Raw genomic sequence first — 16,427 nt, 5'->3', positions numbered from 1 at the left:
TTTCGGGCAAAACCGGAGCGCAAGCGGTTCACTTTGGGGGCTGACTGCCCTAGCTTGGCCGCTTCCTCCGGTCAAATTGCAGTCTCATGGATCAGGCGCCCTACGATTCCAGCCCCGCCCCTGCCGCACCCGTGGCGCTGACGCCGATGATGGCGCAGTATTTCGAGATCAAGGCGATCAATCCGGGATACCTGCTGTTCTACCGGATGGGCGATTTCTACGAGCTGTTCTTCGAGGATGCCGAGATCGCCAGCCAGGCGCTGGGCATCGTGCTCACCAAACGCGGCAAGCATTTGGGCGAGGACATCCAGATGTGCGGCGTGCCGGTCCACGCGGCGCAGGACTATCTCAAGAAGCTGATCGCGCTGGGCCATCGCGTCGCGGTGTGCGAGCAGGTGGAAGACCCGGCCGAGGCCAAGAAGCGCGGCTCGAAATCGGTGGTCAAGCGCGACGTGGTGCGCCTCGTGACGGCGGGGACGCTCACCGAGGACGACCTGCTGCCGGCGCGCGCCTCCAACTACCTGGCGGCGCTCGCGATGATCCGGCACGGGGAGGCCGACTACGCGCTGGCCTGGACCGACGTGTCGACGGGCGAAACCGCCGTCATCGACCTGCCGGCCGGCGTCGTCGCCGACGAGCTGGCGCGCATCGATCCGGTGGAGCTGCTCGCCAGCGAGGCCACCATCCTGGCCCTGGGGCAGGCCCATGTCACTTTGCCGGCGGGGGCGCTGGTCAAGGTCGATCCCGATCTCTTCGACAGCGAAAAGGCGGCCGAGCGGATCACGTCCTCGTTCGAGGCGGGCGCGGTCGATCCGAGCGCCTATTCGCGCCCGTCCCGCGCGGCGCTGGGGGCGCTTCTCGCCTATGTGCTCGAAAGCCAGAAGGGCCAGGCGCTGGCGCTGCGCCCGCCCGCGGCCGAGCGCGTCTCGGCGCATATGGCCATCGACCAGGCGACGCGCGCCTCGCTCGAACTGCTCGAAACGCAGCGCGGCGGGCGCAAGGGCTCGCTGCTGGGCGAGATCGACCTTTGCGTCACCCCGCCGGGCTCGCGCCTGCTGGCGCGGCGACTGGCCGCCCCGCTGTGCGAGCCGCAGGCGATCAATGCGCGGCTCGATTGCGTGACGGCGCTGCTCGAGGAGCCCGTGCTCAACGAACGGCTGCGGACCGGGCTCAAGTCGGTGCCGGACCTGACACGCGCGCTCACGCGCCTGGCCCTCGATCGTGGCGGGCCGCGTGATCTCAATGCCATCGGCGCGGCCATCGGGCAGGCCGGGGACCTGGCGGTGCGCCTCGCCGCGCTCGACGAAGCGCCGGCCGGTCTTCTCGCCATTGCCAAAGCCCTCGAGGACGCGCCGCAGGGCCTGGCGGCGGACCTGCGCTCGGCCATCGAGGACGAGCCGCCGCTGCTGGCGCGCGACGGCGGGTTCGTGCGGCGCGGCTACGACAACGGGCTCGATGCCGAACGGGCGCTGGCCTCGGAAACCCGCGAAGTGGTGGCCGCCCTTCAGGCGCGGCTCATCGAGGAAACCGACGTCAAGAGCCTCAAGATCCGCCACAACGGCGTCCTGGGCTATTTCGTCGAAGTGCCGGCGGCCCATGGCGGGCGGCTGCTCGAAGACCCCCATCGCGCCCAGTTCATCCACCGCCAGACCTTGGCCAATGCCATGCGCTTCACCACCGGGGAACTCGCCGATCTCGAGGGGCGGATCGCGCGGGCGCACGAAGCTTCCCTCGAGATCGAGACGCGCACCTTTGCGCGCCTGCGCGAAGCGGTGCTGGGGCGGACCGAGCTCCTGCGGGCCACCGCCGACGCGCTGGCGGAGCTCGATGTGCATGCCGGACTGGCGCACCTGGCGGCGACGCGCAATTTCTCCCGGCCGATGATCGACAATTCGCTGGCCTTCGAGATCGAGGCCGGACGCCATCCGGTGGTCGAGGCGATGGTGGCGGGCGAAGGCCAGAGCTTCGTCGCCAACGAGGCGGACCTTTCGGGCAGCGATGCGCAGGGCGGAGGCAAGCTCTGGCTGGTCACCGGACCCAATATGGGCGGCAAGTCGACCTTCCTGCGACAAAATGCCCTGATCGCCATCCTGGCCCAGACCGGCAGCTACGTGCCGGCGGCGCGCGCCCATATGGGGATCGTCGACCGGGTGTTCTCGCGCGTCGGGGCGTCGGACGACATCGCCCACGGCCGCTCCACCTTCATGGTCGAGATGGTCGAGACCGCGGCCATCCTCAACCGGGCCACGCGGCGCTCGCTGGTGATCCTGGACGAAATCGGCCGGGGAACGGCGACTTTCGACGGTCTTTCAATCGCTTGGGCGACAGTGGAGGCCCTGCACGAGACGACCGGCTGCCGGGCGCTCTTTGCTACGCACTTCCACGAATTAACCGCGCTTTCAAAGACACTCTCTAGAGTTTCCAACCACACCATGAAGGTTCGGGAATGGGAGGGGGATGTCGTGTTCCTGCACGAAGTCGCCGAAGGCGCCGCCGATCGCTCCTACGGCATCCAGGTGGCCAAGCTGGCGGGTCTGCCCGAGCCGGTGTTGCGTCGCGCCCGGCAAGTGCTTACTCTGCTTGAGGCACGTTCTTCCGGCGCCCCGACACAAGTACTGGACGATCTGCCACTGTTTGCTCACCAGCCGCCCCAAGAGACACGTGCGGTCAGCGCCGACCCCCTCAACGACATGCTCGACCAGCTCCGACCCGACGAACTGACGCCGCGCCAGGCGATCGACATCATCTACGAGCTCAAGAAAATCCGCGATGCCGCTCGCCGAAGCTGAAACTCGCCCGCGAAAACCGATCTTCGCCGTCACCCCGGCAAGCGCCCTCGTCGCCGAACTCGACCGGGAAGTGGGCGAGCTTTCGCCCCGGTCGCGCGAGGCGCGGGCCATCGTGCTGGCGCATCTGCGCAAGACCCTGGCCGAGGCGCGCCAGCAGGCGGAAGCCGAACTCAAGGCCACCGGCAAGGGGCTCAAATGCGCCCAGAACCTGGCCACGGCCGAAGACGAGATCATCTGCGCCATCCACGCCTATGCCATTACCCGGGTCTATCCGGTCGACAATCCGTCCGGTGCCGAGAACATCGCGCTGGCGGCGGTCGGCGGCTATGGCCGCGGGACGCTGGCGCCGGGCTCGGACATCGATCTGCTCTTCATCCTGCCCTATAAGCAGACCCCCTGGGGCGAGCAGGTCACCGAATACATCCTCTACATGCTCTGGGACCTGGGCCAGAAAGTCGGCCATGCCGTCCGGTCCGTGGACGAATGCATCCGCATGGCGCGCTCGGACATGACCGTGCGCACGGCCACTCTCGAGGCGCGCTACCTCACCGGCGACCGGCCGCTCTTCGATACGCTGGTCAAGCGCTTCGAGACCGAGATCATGCCCAAGACCGGGGCCGAGTTCATCGCCGCCAAGATGGCCGAGCGCGACGAACGCCACCGCCAGATGGGCAATACGCGCTATGTGGTCGAGCCCAATATCAAGGACGGCAAGGGGGGCCTGCGCGACCTCAATACGCTCTTCTGGATCGGCAAGTATTTCTACCAGGTCAAGACCGCCGAGGAACTGGTCGAGAAGGGCGTGTTCTCGGCCGAGGAATATCGCCAGTTCCAACGCGCCGAGGATTTCCTCTGGGCTGTGCGGTGCAACCTGCATTTCCTCACCGGCCGGGCCGACGAGAAGCTGACCTTCGACGTACAGCCGGAACTGGCCGAGCGCCTGGGCTATGCCGACCGCGTCGGCATGCTGGGCGTCGAGCGCTTCATGAAGCGCTATTTCCTCGTGGCCAAGGACGTAGGCGACCTGACGCGCATCTTCTGCGCCAGCCTCGAGTTCAACCACGTCAAGGACATGGACCTGGTGGGGCGGGTGCTGGCCCCGTTCCGCTCGGGCAAGCAGAAGATCAAGGGCGAGCCCGATTTCATCATCGATACGGGCCGGCTCAACATCGCGACGCCCGACGTCTTCCGCAAGGATCCGGTCAACCTCATCCGCATGTTCCTGGTCGCCGGGCGGCACGAATTGCTGTTCCATCCCGATGCGATCAAGGAAATCCGCCGCTCGCTGCGCCTCATCGACGCCGACCTGCGGGCCAACCCCAAGGCCAATGCCAATTTCCTCGACATCCTGACCTCGCCGCAATCGGTCGAGCGCATCCTGCGCCAGATGAACGAGAGCGGGGTGCTGGGCAAGTTCGTGCCCGATTTCGGCAAGATCGTCGCCCTGATGCAGTTCAACATGTACCACCACTATACGGTGGACGAGCACCTGATCCGGGCGGTGGGCGTGATGGCCCAGATCGCCAACGGAGGGCTGCGCGACGAGCTGCCGCTGACCCACGAGCTGCTGCCCCATCTCAACGACACGCGCCTGCTCTATGTGGCGCTTTTCCTCCACGACATCGCCAAGGGGCGGCCGGAGGACCATTCGACGGCCGGTGCGCGCATCGCGCGGAAATTCTGCCAGCGCCTGGCGCTCTCGCCGGCCGAGACGGAGACGGTGGCCTGGCTGGTCCAGCACCACCTGCTCATGAGCGAAGTGGCCCAGTCGCGCGACATCCAGGACCCCGAGACCGCCAAGGCCTTTGCCGAGGTGGTGCAGTCGCCCCAGCGCCTGGCGCTGCTGATGATCCTGACCGCCTGCGATATCCGCGCGGTTGGCCCGGGCGTATGGACGGGCTGGAAGGGTTCGCTCCTGCGCGCCCTTTACTACGCCACCGAGCCGCTGCTGTCGGGCGGGCATTCCCAGGTTTCCCAGGAGCATCGGGTCACCGAGGCCAAGCGGGCGCTGGCCGCCGCGCTCACCGCCTGGCCGCCCGAGGAGGTGGAAGCCTATACGGCCCGGCACTACAACCATTACTGGCTGCGCGCCGAGCCCGAGCTGCAGGTCGAGCATGCCAAGATGATCCGCGCCGCCGACGCCGCCGGGCAGCCCTTCGCCGGCTCGATCCGCGTCCAGGCCTTCGAGGGCATCACCGAAGTCTCGTTCTACACGCCCGATCACCCGCGCCTGCTTTCGCTCATTGCCGGCGCCTGCACGATGAGCGAGGCCTCCATCATCGGGGCGCAGATCTTCTCGACCCGGGACGGGCGCGCCATCGACACCTTCCGGCTGCGCCGCGCCTTCACCTCGGACGAGGACGAAAAGGTGCGCGCCACCCGCATCATCGAGACCACCAAGCAATTGCTGCAGGGCAAGCGGCAGATCCTGATCGATCTGGGCAAGGAAAGCCGCCACAACCGGCGCCTCAAGCCCTTCTCGCTGCCCGCCGAGGTGCTGGTCTCCAACGCGCTATCGGAAAAGTTCACGGTGATCGAGCTTTCCGGTCTCGATCGCACCGGCCTGCTGCACGACCTCACGCGCGAAATCTCGGACCTCAACCTCACCATCGGCTCGGCCCATATCGGCACCTATGGCGAAAAGGCCGTGGACGTCTTCTACGTCACGGACCTCACCGGCCATAAGATCGATTCGAAAGCCCGCCAGAACCGCATCCGCGACCGGCTGCTGACGGTGTTCCATCCCAAACCGGTCGATGAGCGGCGCCAGCAGCTCATGGCGAACGGCTGACGCGTGAGCCTTTACCGCAATTTCCTGAGCGTCGGCGGTTGGACGGTCGGCAGCCGCGTGCTGGGCTTCGTGCGCGACGCGCTGGTGGCGGCCGTGCTCGGCACCGGCTTTGCGGCCGACGCCTATGTCGCCGCCTTCCGCTTCCCCAACCTCTTCCGGCGCCTCTTTGCGGAAGGAGCGTTCAATACCGCCTTCATTCCGATGTTCTCCAAGTCCCTGGAGCAGGAAGGCGAGGACCCGGCGCGGGCCTGGGCCTCGCGCATCATCTCCTGGCTGGTGCTGGTGGTGGCCGTGGTCACCGTTCTGGTCGAGATCTTCATGCCCTGGGTGCTGGTGCCGTTCGTGCCCGGCTTCACCGACGATCCGCAAAAGTTCGAGCTCACGGTGCTGCTGACGCGGATCTGCTTCCCCTACCTCATGTGCATGTCGCTGATGGCGGCCTATGCGGCGATCCTCAATGCGCTCAACCGCTTCACGGCGGCGGCCTTCGCGCCGGTGCTGCTCAATATCGTGATGATCGCCTTCATGGCGCCGCTGGTGATCGGGGCGCCCAAGACCGATGTCGAGACGGCGATCTGGGTGGCGATCGGCACGCTGGCGGGCGGGGTGGCACAGCTCGCCTTCGTCTATGTCGCCATCCGGCGGGCCCGCTTCGTGCCCAAGTTCGTCTGGCCGAAATTCGATAGCGAGGTCAAGCGCTTCTGGATCCGGGCGGTGCCGGCCATCATCGCGGGTGGCATCACGCAGGTGAACCTGTTCGTGGGCACGATCATCGCCTCGGGCGCGCCCAGCGCCATGGCGCTGATCTATTACGCCGACCGGCTCTACCAGCTCCCGCTCGGGATCATCGGCATCGCCATAGGCACGGTGCTGCTGCCCGAGCTCTCCCGGCACCTGGCCGGCCAGCGCTTCAAGGAGGCCGAGGCCTCCCAGACGCAGGCGCTGCTGATCTCGATGCTGCTCTCGATGCCGGCCGCCACCGCGCTCATCGCCCTGGCGCAGCCGATCGTGCACGTGCTCTTCGAGCGCGGCGAGTTCACCGCCTACGATACGGTCGAGACCGCCAAGGTGCTGGTCTGGTTCGCGGCGGGCCTGCCGGCCTATGTGCTCATCCGCGTACTGCAGCCGGGCTTTTTCGCGCGCGAGGACACGGTGACCCCGACGATCTTCGCGGCCATCTCGGTGGCGGTCAACATCGCCGTGTCGCTGGCGCTGTTCCCGAGCCTGCAGCATGTGGGCATCGCCATCGCCACTTCGGCGGCGGCCTGGGTCAATACGGTGCTGCTCGCCTTCTTCCTCTACCGGCGCCGCCATTTCGCGCTCGGGGCGGCCGAATGGCGCCGGCACGCGGTGATCGTGGCCATTTCGGTGGCCATGGCGGCGGTGCTCTGGGGCCTCTCGACGGCGATGGCGCCGCTCTTTGCCGCCAACATCCTCGTCCAGCTCGTGGCGCTGGGGTTCCTCGTCGCGTTCGGCATGGCCTTCTACTTCGCCCTCGTCCATGTGACGCGGGTGCAGCCGCTGGGCATGCTGCTCAAGCGCCTGCGCCGGCGAACCGCCTGATGCCCTTGCGCTTTGCGCCCGCTTCTTGCGATAAGCCCCCTCGTCCGCTTCCATAACGAGACTGTTCCAGCCATGGCCTTCACCCAGCGCGTGTTCTCCGGCATCCAGCCTTCGGGCGACCTGCATCTCGGCAATTATCTCGGCGCCATCCGCCGCTTCGTGCCGCTGCAGGACCAGTACGACTGCCTCTATTGCGTGGTCGACATGCATGCCATCACGGTCTGGCAGGAGCCGAACGACCTGCGCCGCGCCACGCGCGAAGTCGCCGCCGCCTATATCGCGGCCGGGGTCGACCCCAACAAGGCCATCGTCTTCAACCAGAGCCAGGTGATCGAGCATGCCGAGCTCGCCTGGGTGTTCAACTGCATCGCCCGCATCGGGTGGATGTACCGGATGACCCAGTTCAAGGACAAAGCCGGCAAGAACTCGGAAAACGTCTCGCTGGGCCTGCTCGCCTATCCCTCGCTGATGGCGGCCGACATCCTGCTCTACAAGGCCACCCACGTGCCCGTGGGCGACGACCAGAAGCAGCATCTCGAGCTCACGCGCGACATCGCCCAGAAGTTCAACAACGACTATGCCGCCTCGATCGCCGAACAGGGGCTGGATGCGGAATATTTCCCCATCACCGAGCCGATGATCGCCGGGCCGGCCACGCGCATCATGTCGCTGCGCGACGGCACCAAGAAGATGAGCAAGTCCGATCCTTCCGACCAGTCGCGCATCTCGCTGCTCGACGACGCGGACGGCATCGCCAAGAAGATCAAGCGCGCCACCACCGACCCCGAGGCGCTGCCGAGCGAGGTCGAGGGCCTCAAGGGGCGCGCCGAGGCCGATAACCTGGTTGGCATCTACGCGGCGCTCTCGGACAAGACCAAGGCCGAGGTGCTCAAGGAATTCGGCGGCCAGGGCTGGGGCGTGTTCAAGCCGGCGCTGGCCGACCTCGCCGTGGCGACGCTGGGGCCGGTCTCGAGCGAAATGAAGCGCCTGGTGAGCGATCCGGCGACCATCGACGGCATCCTGCGCGACGGCGCCGACCGGGCGCGGGCGCTGGCCGAAACCACCATGGCGGAAGTCCGCAAGATCGTCGGTTTCATCCGCTGATCTTGCCGGACGCATCGGGCAGTGGGATGATGGGCGCTCCGACAGGAAGCGACGGGGGCAGCGTCTTGGCTGAAATCGAAAGCGAATACCGGCGCAAGTTTCTCGTGTTCATCGACGACAGCGAGGAGTGCGACCGGGCGCTGACCTTTGCCGCCTACCGCACCAGGCGCACCGGCGGCACGGTGGTGCTGATGTCGGTGATCGAGCCGCCGGGCTTCCAGGGCCTGGGCGTGGAGGACGTGCTGCGCGCCGAGGCGCTCGAAGGGGCCGAACAGAACCTCAACAAGCGCCTGCGCCGCATCGCCGAGATCGGCTCGATCAAGACCGAGACGGTGATCCGCGAAGGCCGGCCGGCCGACCAGATCGAGGCCGTGATCAACCAGGACCCGGGCATCGCCATCCTGGTGCTGGCCGCCGCCAACAATTCGGAAGGCCCCAATCCGCTGATCGCCCACTTTGCCGGCAACAGCCGCATCCATGTGCTGGTGACGGTGGTGCCAGGGTCGATGAGCGATGAGGAAATCGTGGCGGTGTGCTAGGCCGCCTCGGTTTCGCGCTGCTTGCGCTTGAGAAAGGGATCGTTGAGGAAGGTCCCGAAGGGGATGAAGGCGGCAAGCGTCGTGCGCGCCCAGTCCCAGGCCGAAAGCCCATAGCCGCGCAGGCACACGAGCAATGCGGCGATATAGGCGAGGAAGGCCAGGCCGTGGATGGCCCCGGCATGGGGCACCCAGCTCGGATCGCCGGCAAGATACTTGAGCGGCATGGCGATGAGGAAGAGCACGAGGGTGGTGATGCCCTCGATAAGCCCGATGGCGCGGAAGAACCTGATCATGATGGGGTTCTAGGCCGGCGCGGCCCGGACGTCAGCGCGGCGCTTGGTCGCTGCCATGCGTGGAGCGCATTGGACAAGCCCGGGGTTTCAAAATACCTTGCGCCGCGCCGATCGAGAAACTATTTTAGAAGCGTTCTAAAGGCAGTGCGCTGCCAAAACCCAGGGACCTCCGCCATGTTCATCCAGACCGAAGCCACACCCAATCCGGCGACTCTCAAGTTCCTGCCCGGACGCGAGGTGCTGGTGGGCGAACCGCGCGACTTCCGGAGCCTGGACAGCGCGGCGATCTCCCCGCTGGCGGCGGCGCTCTTTGAAGTTTCGGGCGTGACCGGGGTGTTCCTCGGCTCCGATTTCGTGGCCGTCTCCAAGGACGACACCAACTGGGCCCATATCAAGCCGGCGATCCTGGGCGTGATCATGGAGCATTTCCTCTCGGGCAAGCCGGTGATCGCCGACAACGAGACCGCCGAGAGCGCCGTTTCGGGCGGCGAGGAATTCTTCGACGAGGCCGACAGCGAGACGGTGGAAGTCATCAAGGAACTGCTGGCGACGCGCGTGCGCCCGGCAGTGGCCATGGATGGCGGCGACATCACCTTCAAGGGTTTTCGCGACGGCACGGTGTTCCTGCACATGCAGGGCGCCTGCTCGGGTTGCCCGTCCTCGACGGCGACGCTGCGCAACGGCATCGAGAACCTGCTCCGCCACTTCGTGCCGGGCGTCGAACAGGTCGCCCAGGTCTAGGACCAGGACCGGGGCCAACGCCGCCCGATCTCGACTTTGACCATGGGGGAGACTATCTCTCCCCCATGAGCGTTTCAGCCCCCGCCATTCTTGCCATCGATACCGCCGCGCCGCGCCTGCAACTGGCGCTGCTCGCAGGCGAAAAACTCGACGTTTCGGTCGACGAGATCGCGCAGGGCCATGCCGAAATCCTCTTTGATCGCATCGATGCCCTCCTGGCGCGCAACGGGCTGGCCTATGGCGCGCTGACGCGCATTGCCGTCACCACCGGGCCGGGCTCGTTCACGGGCCTGCGAATCGGGCTTTCGGCGGCACGCGGGCTGGGCCTGGCGCTTTCCATCCCGGTGGTCGGGGTTCCCAGCCTCATGGCGATTTCGCTGGGCACGCAGTGCAGGCCATCGGCCGTACTGCTCGATGCGCGGCGCGGCGAGGCGTATTTCCAGCTGTTTTCGGGCCCGGCCATTCCGGCGAGCGAAGCGGCCATCCTGCCGATGGACGAGGCGCGCGGGCGCATTCCGGCGGGCGCCGAGGTCATCGAAAGCCCCTTCGTCGATATCGGGGCGCTGGCGCGCCTTGCCGCCACGCTCGAGCCTGCGGCCTATCCGCCCGAGGCCGCCTATATCCGCGATGCCGACGCCAAGCCGCAGGAAAAGGCGCGGGTCGCCCGGGTCGGACGCCCATGATTCACGTGAAACTGACGCCATGATGAAGCTCTGGATGGCCCCCGGGGGGCTGCATATCGAACCGGGCCGGATGGAAGACGCCGAAACGCTGGCGAAGCTGCATGCGGGCGGGTTCTACCGCGGCTGGCCGCGCGAGGATTTTTCGGCCTACCTGATGGAGGCCAATACGCCCGCCTATGTGGCGTGCGACGCCGGCCACAAGAAAGTGGCCGGGTTCGCCATGCTGCGGCTGGCCGGGGACGAGGCGGAACTGCTCACCATCGTCGTCGACAGGAAGTGGCGCGCCAGGGGCGTGGGGGCGGCACTGCTGCGCGCCACGTTCGATGACCTGATGATGTCGCCGGTGCGCAAGATGTTCCTCGAAGTCGATGCCGAGAACCAGCCGGCCATCAAGCTTTACCGCCGGCACGGTTTTGGCGAAATCGGCAGCAGAAAAGGCTATTATCCACGGCCCGACGGGAGCGCCGCCACCGCCCTTGTCATGGCGCGCGATCTTGGATAACCCCGGGGGAAAGGGGCCGACGATGAATTCTCAAGCTACAGCAACGCTGGAAGATCAGTGCGCCGCACGCGGCATGCGCATGACCGACCAGCGGCGCGTGATCGCGCAGGTCATCGAGCAGAGCGACGACCATCCCGATGTCGAGGAGCTCTATAACCGTGCCTCGCGCATCGACCCCAAGATCTCGCTCTCGACGGTCTACCGCACCGTGAACCTCTTCGAGGAAGCCGGGCTCGTCACCAAGCACGACTTCAAGGACGGGCGCGCCCGGTTCGAGCTGATCCCGGACGAGCATCACGACCACCTGATCGATATCCGCTCGGGAAAGGTCATCGAATTCCGCAACGAGGAAATCGAGGCCATCCAGGAAGTCATCGCCAAGCGGCTGGGCTACAGGCTCGTCGACCACCGTCTCGAACTCTACGCCGTGCCGCTCGAAAAGGGCTCCAAGAAGTGATCTTCCGCAGCCTCTTCTTCATCTTCGTCTACATCCCCATCATGCTGGTGGGCATTCCCTCCCAGTGGGTGATCACCAAGCTGGGGCTGGACTGGAACTTCTGGCCGCGCCTCTTCCACAAGGCCGGCTGCATGTTCCTGGGGCTGAAGGTCACGGTGGTGGGCAAGCCCGAGACCGGCAAGCCGACGCTCCTCGTCTCCAACCACATCTCCTGGACCGACATCATCGCCATCGGCTCGGTGGCGGACGTGACCTTCGTGGCCAAGAGCGAAATCCGCGACTGGCCGTTCGTCGGCTTCATGGCCTCGCTCCAGCGCACGCTGTTCGTGGACCGCAAGAAGCGCTCGGACGCCGGGCGCGCCAGCCGCGAGATGGGCGCGCACCTGGCCAAGGGCTCGGCGGTGCTGCTGTTCGCCGAAGGCCAGTCCGACATCGGCACGCATGTGCTGCCGTTCCGCTCGGCGCTGATCGGGGCGGCCCAGCACGCCATGGCCGAGGCCGGGGCGGCGGACGTCTACGTGCAGCCGCTGACCATCGCCTATACGCGCCTCCAGGGCCTGCCGGTATCGCGCAACGAGCGCTCGTTCATCGCCTGGATCAAGTCCAAGTCGGTCAAGCAGAACATCCGCGAGATCCTCTCGGGTCCCACCAAGGACGTGACGCTGGCCTTCGGGGTGGCCCGGCAGGTGTCGGCCACCGACGATCGCAAGGTCATCGCCAAGGCCGCCGAAATCGATGTGCGCCGCATGCTGGTGGCACTCAACCGCGGCCTGCCGCTGCCGGTGGCGACCGAGTAGACTTCCCGCGTCCGGCGGGCGCCCCTTCCCATTGGCGCGGTCGGTCATTTCCTGCTAAGACGCCGCCCCATGACAGACCCAGCGCCCAAAAAGCTCTTCATCAAGACCTATGGTTGCCAGATGAACGTCTACGACAGCGACCGCATGGCGGACGCGCTGGCGCCGCACGGCTATGTGCCGACCACGGAGCTGGAGTCGGCGGACCTGGTGGTGCTCAACACCTGCCATATCCGCGAAAAGGCTTCCGAGAAGGTGTTTTCCGAGCTCGGACGCCTCAAGGAGCTGCGCGACGAGCGCCGGGCCGCGGGCGAGGACATGATGATCGGGGTCGCCGGATGCGTGGCGCAGGCGGAGGGCGAGGAAATCATCCGCCGCTCGCCGGCCGTGGATCTCGTGTTCGGACCGCAATCCTACCATCGCCTGCCGGACCTGGTGGCCAAGGCGCTCGGCGGGCAGGTGGTCGATACCGAGTTTCCGCCCGAGGACAAGTTCGAGCACCTGCCGGCGCCCAGGAAGGAAGTCACGATTTCGCGCGGGCTTACCGCCTTCCTCACCGTCCAGGAAGGGTGCGACAAGTTCTGTTCGTTCTGCGTGGTGCCCTATACGCGCGGCGCCGAAGTTTCGCGCCCGGTAAACCAGGTGCTGGCCGAGGCCCGGAACCTTGTGGAGGCCGGCGTCCGGGAACTCACGCTCCTCGGCCAGAACGTGAATGCCTATCATGGGCTGACCGAATCCGGACGGGCCATGGGCCTGGGCGAGTTGCTGCACAGGCTCGCCGAAATCCCCGGGCTTGAACGCCTGCGCTACACAACCAGCCATCCGCGCGACATGGACCATGCGCTGATCGAGGCGCATCGCGACCTCGACAAGCTCATGCCCTACCTGCACCTGCCGGTACAGTCGGGCTCGGACCGCATCCTCAAGGCCATGAACCGTCGGCACGACCGCGACGAATATTTGCGGCTCATCGAGCGCATCAAGGCGGCGCGCCCGGACATGGCGCTTTCGGGCGACTTCATCGTCGGCTTCCCGGGCGAAACCGAGGAAGATTTCGAGGCGACGCTCGCCATCATCCGCGAGGCGCAATATGCCTCGGCCTTCTCGTTCAAATATTCGACCCGCCCCGGCACGCCGGGCGCGACCATGAACGAACAGGTGCCCGAAGAGGTCAAGGTCGAGCGTCTGGCGCGGCTGCAGGCCCTCGTCATCGAGCAGCAGCGCGCGTTCAACCGCTCCTGCGTGGGGCGCACGCTCGACGTGCTGCTCGAGCGCAAGGGCCGCATGCCCGGACAGCTCGGCGGACGCTCGCCCTACCTGCAGGCGGTGCACCTGGATGCGCCCGAGCACCTCATCGGCACCATCCAGCCGGTCGAAATCATCGACGTTGGAAATAATTCCCTGAGTGGCAAGATTGTCATGGGAATGGAACGCAATTCTGCTAGCCTTGTTGAGTCTCGATCTTTCGCCCGGAGCAACTAAGTTTGAGCAGGCATTTGCCGACCGACAACGCAACCTTGTCCCAACTCGAACTGGCTTTTGAAGACAACCGGCTCGTTTCCCAGCTTTACGGGGATTTCGATCAGAATCTTGCGCTGATCGAACAGCGCCTCGCCGTGCAGGCTACCCCGCGCGGCAATCACGTGATGCTCAAGGGTCCGGCCTCTGCCGTCGACCAGGCGCGGCGGGTGCTCGAATCGCTCTATGCAACGCTCGAAGAGGGCCGCGCCATCGAGATCGCCGATGTCGATGGCGTCATCCGCATGATCGAGACCGAGGACAGCCAGCTCACGCTTCCCACCATGGAGAAGAAGGGCAAGGTGCGCATGGCCCAGATCGCCACGCGCAAGGCCACCATCGTCGCCCGCACCCCGGCCCAGGACGCCTATATCCGCGCCATGGACCGGTCCGAACTGGTGTTCGGCGTCGGCCCGGCCGGTACCGGCAAGACTTATCTCGCCGTCGCGCATGCGGCGAGCCTGCTCGAGCGCGGCGACATCAACCGCATTATCCTCTCGCGTCCTGCCGTCGAGGCGGGCGAGCGGCTGGGGTTCCTGCCGGGCGACATGAAGGAAAAGGTCGATCCCTACCTGCGCCCGCTCTATGACGCGCTCTACGACATGATGCGCCCCGAGCATGTGGAGCGCTGCATCACCTCGGGCGTCATCGAAGTGGCCCCGCTCGCCTTCATGCGCGGGCGCACGCTGGCCAATGCCGTGGTGATCCTGGACGAAGCGCAGAACACCACCTCCATGCAGATGAAGATGTTCCTCACGCGCCTGGGCGAAAACTCCAAGATGATCGTCACGGGCGATCCGACCCAGGTCGACCTGCCGCGCGGCGAACGCTCGGGCCTGGTCGAGGCGCTCAACCTGCTCGATGGCGTGGAAGGGGTGCATATTTCCCGGTTCGGCGACCGCGACGTGGTGCGCCATGCCCTGGTGGCCCGCATCGTGCGCGCCTACGAGGCGGCTGGCGCCAAGAAGAGCGAAAGCAACAGCAACTGACCGACTATCCGCTAGAAATCGCCATCTCCCGCAATGCCGAAGGCTGGCCGGACGAACTCGATGCCGTGGCCGAGACGGCCGTGCGCGAGGCGCTGAAACAGTCCGGGGCCAAGGTCAGGGGCGCGGCCGAAATCTCGATCCTGCTCACCGACGACGCCGAGCAGCAGGTGCTCAACCGCGAGTGGCGCGGCAAGGATGCGCCGACCAACGTGCTCTCCTTCCCCCAGATCGAGCCCTTCGATCCGGTGGTGGGCATCCTGGGCGACATCATTCTCGCCCGCGAGACGCTCGAGCGCGAAGCGGTTGAACAAGGCACCAGCTTCGAGCATCATTTCACCCACTTGATCGTGCATGGTTTCCTGCACATCCTGGGTTATGATCACATCGAGGATGACGAGGCCCTTGAGATGGAAGGCCTCGAGACCCAGATATTGGCGTCCCTGGGAATCCCCGATCCCTACGCAGAAGACTGATCGACTGCCTAATTGAAAAGGACTGCCGCTTGCATGCGGCATGGACAGATGAACGATACCGATACCAGTCCCAGGCCGAAATCGCCTGAACCCAATCCCGAACCTGGCTCTAGTACCGCCTCCGCCAAAGAGCGGGGGCAAACGATCTGGGGACGCCTCAAGTCCCTGATGCGTCCGGGCTCGCTGCGCGACGACCTCCAGGAGGCGCTCGATGCCGAAGCCTCCTCGGACACGGCCGATTTCTCCGAGAGCGAGCGCACCATTCTCCAGAACGTCCTCAAGCTTGGGGACATGCGCGTGGACGACGTGATGATCCCGCGCTCGGACATCCAGGCGGTGGAAACCCACGAAACGCTGGGCGCCCTCGTCGCCCGTTTCCGCGTCGTCGGCCATTCGCGCCTGCCGGTCTATGACGAAGACCTCGACAACATCGTCGGCTTCATCCACGTCAAGGACGCGCTGCAACGCATCACCGAACTGGTGGTGGACGCGGCCGCGACCCAGCCGGTCAAGCTCGTCTCCACGACGCTCCGCCAGAAGCTCAACAAGCTCGACATCGTGCGCGACGCCATGTTCGTGCCGCCCTCGATGCCCGTGGGCGACCTGCTCCAGCAGATGCGCGCCAGCCACGTGCACATGGCGGTGGTGGTGGACGAATATGGCGGCACCGACGGGCTGGTGACCATCGAGGACCTGCTCGAGGCCGTGGTGGGCGAGATCGAGGACGAGCACGACGAGGAGGGCGTTTCGCTCATCCGCAAGGTCGGGCCCGATACCTACCTGGCCGACGCCCGCGTCGAGCTCGAGGACGTCCAGGAACTCATCGGCCCCGATTTCGATCCGGGCGAATATGCCAATGAGGTCGAAACGCTGGGGGGTCTGGTTTTCGACCTCATCGACCGCGTGCCCCAGAAGGGCGAGGTCGTCAGCGTCTTCCCCGGCTTCGATTTCGAGGTGCTGGCCGCCGACAGCCGGCGCATCAAGCGGCTCAAGATCAAGCGGCACCGGCGCAACCTGCCGGCCCGGATCGAAGAACCCGGAGCCATTCCGCCCCGCGCGGGCGAACCCAATTCGGAGGCGGCGGAGTAACGCCGCCTCACCAAGGCGTCAGGGGCAATTCGCAGCGGCGACCTTGACGCCCAACCCGCCCCCGGCAACCTTGCCGACATGCACCCTGATTCGAAAAACCAT

Annotated in this window: 15 protein-coding genes; 14 read left to right on the top strand and 1 reads right to left on the bottom strand. The window is 66.1% G+C overall.

Annotated features, from left to right (window positions below; all coding sequences use genetic code 11):
* Nucleotides 1-86 precede the first annotated feature (86 nt).
* The 5 genes from mutS (at nt 87) to FNA67_RS21545 (ending at nt 8,786) form a co-directional block, all read left to right on the top strand.
* A complete protein-coding gene (gene mutS, locus FNA67_RS21565) occupies nt 87-2,789 on the top strand; it encodes a DNA mismatch repair protein MutS (RefSeq protein ID WP_210246412.1) in 2,703 nt (900 codons plus the stop codon).
* Nucleotides 2,770-5,580 (top strand): [protein-PII] uridylyltransferase, encoded by a 2,811-nt coding sequence (locus tag FNA67_RS21560; RefSeq protein ID WP_147658075.1) that lies wholly within the window; start codon nt 2,770-2,772, stop codon nt 5,578-5,580. Before mutS ends, FNA67_RS21560 begins: the two co-directional genes overlap by 20 nt.
* Nucleotides 5,581-5,583: 3 nt before the next feature.
* The gene (gene murJ, locus FNA67_RS21555; RefSeq protein ID WP_049707102.1) at nt 5,584-7,143 is read left to right on the top strand and encodes a murein biosynthesis integral membrane protein MurJ; all 1,560 of its coding nucleotides are present in this window, start codon (nt 5,584-5,586) and stop codon (nt 7,141-7,143) included.
* A gap of 72 nt (nt 7,144-7,215) precedes the next feature.
* Nucleotides 7,216-8,247 (top strand): tryptophan--tRNA ligase, encoded by a 1,032-nt coding sequence (gene trpS / locus FNA67_RS21550; protein WP_147658074.1) that lies wholly within the window; start codon nt 7,216-7,218, stop codon nt 8,245-8,247.
* Between the two features lie 65 nt (nt 8,248-8,312).
* Complete coding sequence (locus tag FNA67_RS21545; protein ID WP_244616420.1) at nt 8,313-8,786, top strand: universal stress protein; 474 nt, start codon at nt 8,313-8,315, stop codon at nt 8,784-8,786.
* Here the strand turns inward: FNA67_RS21545 and FNA67_RS21540 are convergent.
* A complete protein-coding gene (locus FNA67_RS21540; RefSeq protein WP_049707100.1) occupies nt 8,783-9,079 on the bottom strand; it encodes a DUF3817 domain-containing protein in 297 nt (98 codons plus the stop codon). The two genes, FNA67_RS21545 and FNA67_RS21540, sit on opposite strands and share 4 nt — an antisense overlap.
* Before the next feature lie 174 nt (nt 9,080-9,253).
* Between FNA67_RS21540 and FNA67_RS21535 the strand changes: the two genes are divergently transcribed.
* From FNA67_RS21535 to FNA67_RS21495, 9 genes are all read left to right on the top strand, one after another.
* Nucleotides 9,254-9,820, top strand: coding sequence for a NifU family protein (locus FNA67_RS21535; RefSeq protein ID WP_049707099.1), 567 nt, complete (start codon nt 9,254-9,256; stop codon nt 9,818-9,820).
* Between the two features lie 65 nt (nt 9,821-9,885).
* Entirely contained in the window at nt 9,886-10,503 is a 618-nt protein-coding gene (tsaB, locus tag FNA67_RS21530; RefSeq protein WP_049707098.1) for a tRNA (adenosine(37)-N6)-threonylcarbamoyltransferase complex dimerization subunit type 1 TsaB, read from the top strand.
* Nucleotides 10,504-10,522: 19 nt separating this feature from the next.
* Nucleotides 10,523-11,005 carry a ribosomal protein S18-alanine N-acetyltransferase gene (gene rimI, locus FNA67_RS21525; protein WP_049707097.1) on the top strand — a complete coding sequence of 161 codons (483 nt, stop codon included), beginning with the start codon at nt 10,523-10,525 and terminating at the stop codon, nt 11,003-11,005.
* Nucleotides 11,006-11,027: 22 nt separating this feature from the next.
* Nucleotides 11,028-11,462, top strand: a complete 435-nt coding sequence (locus tag FNA67_RS21520; protein ID WP_049707096.1) for a Fur family transcriptional regulator — start codon at nt 11,028-11,030, stop codon at nt 11,460-11,462.
* A complete protein-coding gene (locus FNA67_RS21515) occupies nt 11,459-12,259 on the top strand; it encodes a lysophospholipid acyltransferase family protein (RefSeq protein WP_147658073.1) in 801 nt (266 codons plus the stop codon). Before FNA67_RS21520 ends, FNA67_RS21515 begins: the two co-directional genes overlap by 4 nt.
* Nucleotides 12,260-12,328: 69 nt before the next feature.
* Nucleotides 12,329-13,738 carry a tRNA (N6-isopentenyl adenosine(37)-C2)-methylthiotransferase MiaB gene (miaB, locus tag FNA67_RS21510; RefSeq protein WP_147658072.1) on the top strand — a complete coding sequence of 470 codons (1,410 nt, stop codon included), beginning with the start codon at nt 12,329-12,331 and terminating at the stop codon, nt 13,736-13,738.
* A complete protein-coding gene (locus FNA67_RS21505) occupies nt 13,717-14,763 on the top strand; it encodes a PhoH family protein (protein WP_082202314.1) in 1,047 nt (348 codons plus the stop codon). The genes miaB and FNA67_RS21505 overlap by 22 nt, the downstream gene beginning before the upstream one ends.
* A complete protein-coding gene (ybeY, locus tag FNA67_RS21500; RefSeq protein WP_147658071.1) occupies nt 14,760-15,236 on the top strand; it encodes an rRNA maturation RNase YbeY in 477 nt (158 codons plus the stop codon). The genes FNA67_RS21505 and ybeY overlap by 4 nt, the downstream gene beginning before the upstream one ends.
* Nucleotides 15,237-15,404: 168 nt before the next feature.
* On the top strand, nt 15,405-16,325 hold the full coding sequence (locus FNA67_RS21495) for a hemolysin family protein (protein ID WP_244616418.1): 921 nt from the start codon (nt 15,405-15,407) through the stop codon (nt 16,323-16,325).
* Nucleotides 16,326-16,427: the final 102 nt, after the last annotated feature.

The organism is Youhaiella tibetensis (assembly GCF_008000755.1).
GTDB classification, from domain to species: domain Bacteria; phylum Pseudomonadota; class Alphaproteobacteria; order Rhizobiales; family Devosiaceae; genus Paradevosia; species Paradevosia tibetensis.
This window is presented reverse-complemented; position numbering and strand designations above follow the sequence as displayed.

Excerpts from the sequence above, each read along its gene's own strand:
- mutS (WP_210246412.1), top strand. The coding sequence starts at position 87 with ATGGATCAGGCGCCCTACGATTCCAGCCCCGCCCCTGCCGCACCCGTG.
- FNA67_RS21560 (WP_147658075.1), top strand. The coding sequence starts at position 2,770 with ATGCCGCTCGCCGAAGCTGAAACTCGCCCGCGAAAACCGATCTTCGCC.
- trpS (WP_147658074.1), top strand. The coding sequence starts at position 7,216 with ATGGCCTTCACCCAGCGCGTGTTCTCCGGCATCCAGCCTTCGGGCGAC.
- FNA67_RS21540 (WP_049707100.1), bottom strand. The coding sequence starts at position 9,079 with ATGATCAGGTTCTTCCGCGCCATCGGGCTTATCGAGGGCATCACCACC.
- FNA67_RS21535 (WP_049707099.1), top strand. The coding sequence starts at position 9,254 with ATGTTCATCCAGACCGAAGCCACACCCAATCCGGCGACTCTCAAGTTC.
- tsaB (WP_049707098.1), top strand. The coding sequence starts at position 9,886 with ATGAGCGTTTCAGCCCCCGCCATTCTTGCCATCGATACCGCCGCGCCG.
- rimI (WP_049707097.1), top strand. The coding sequence starts at position 10,523 with ATGATGAAGCTCTGGATGGCCCCCGGGGGGCTGCATATCGAACCGGGC.
- FNA67_RS21520 (WP_049707096.1), top strand. The coding sequence starts at position 11,028 with ATGAATTCTCAAGCTACAGCAACGCTGGAAGATCAGTGCGCCGCACGC.
- miaB (WP_147658072.1), top strand. The coding sequence starts at position 12,329 with ATGACAGACCCAGCGCCCAAAAAGCTCTTCATCAAGACCTATGGTTGC.
- FNA67_RS21495 (WP_244616418.1), top strand. The coding sequence starts at position 15,405 with ATGCGTCCGGGCTCGCTGCGCGACGACCTCCAGGAGGCGCTCGATGCC.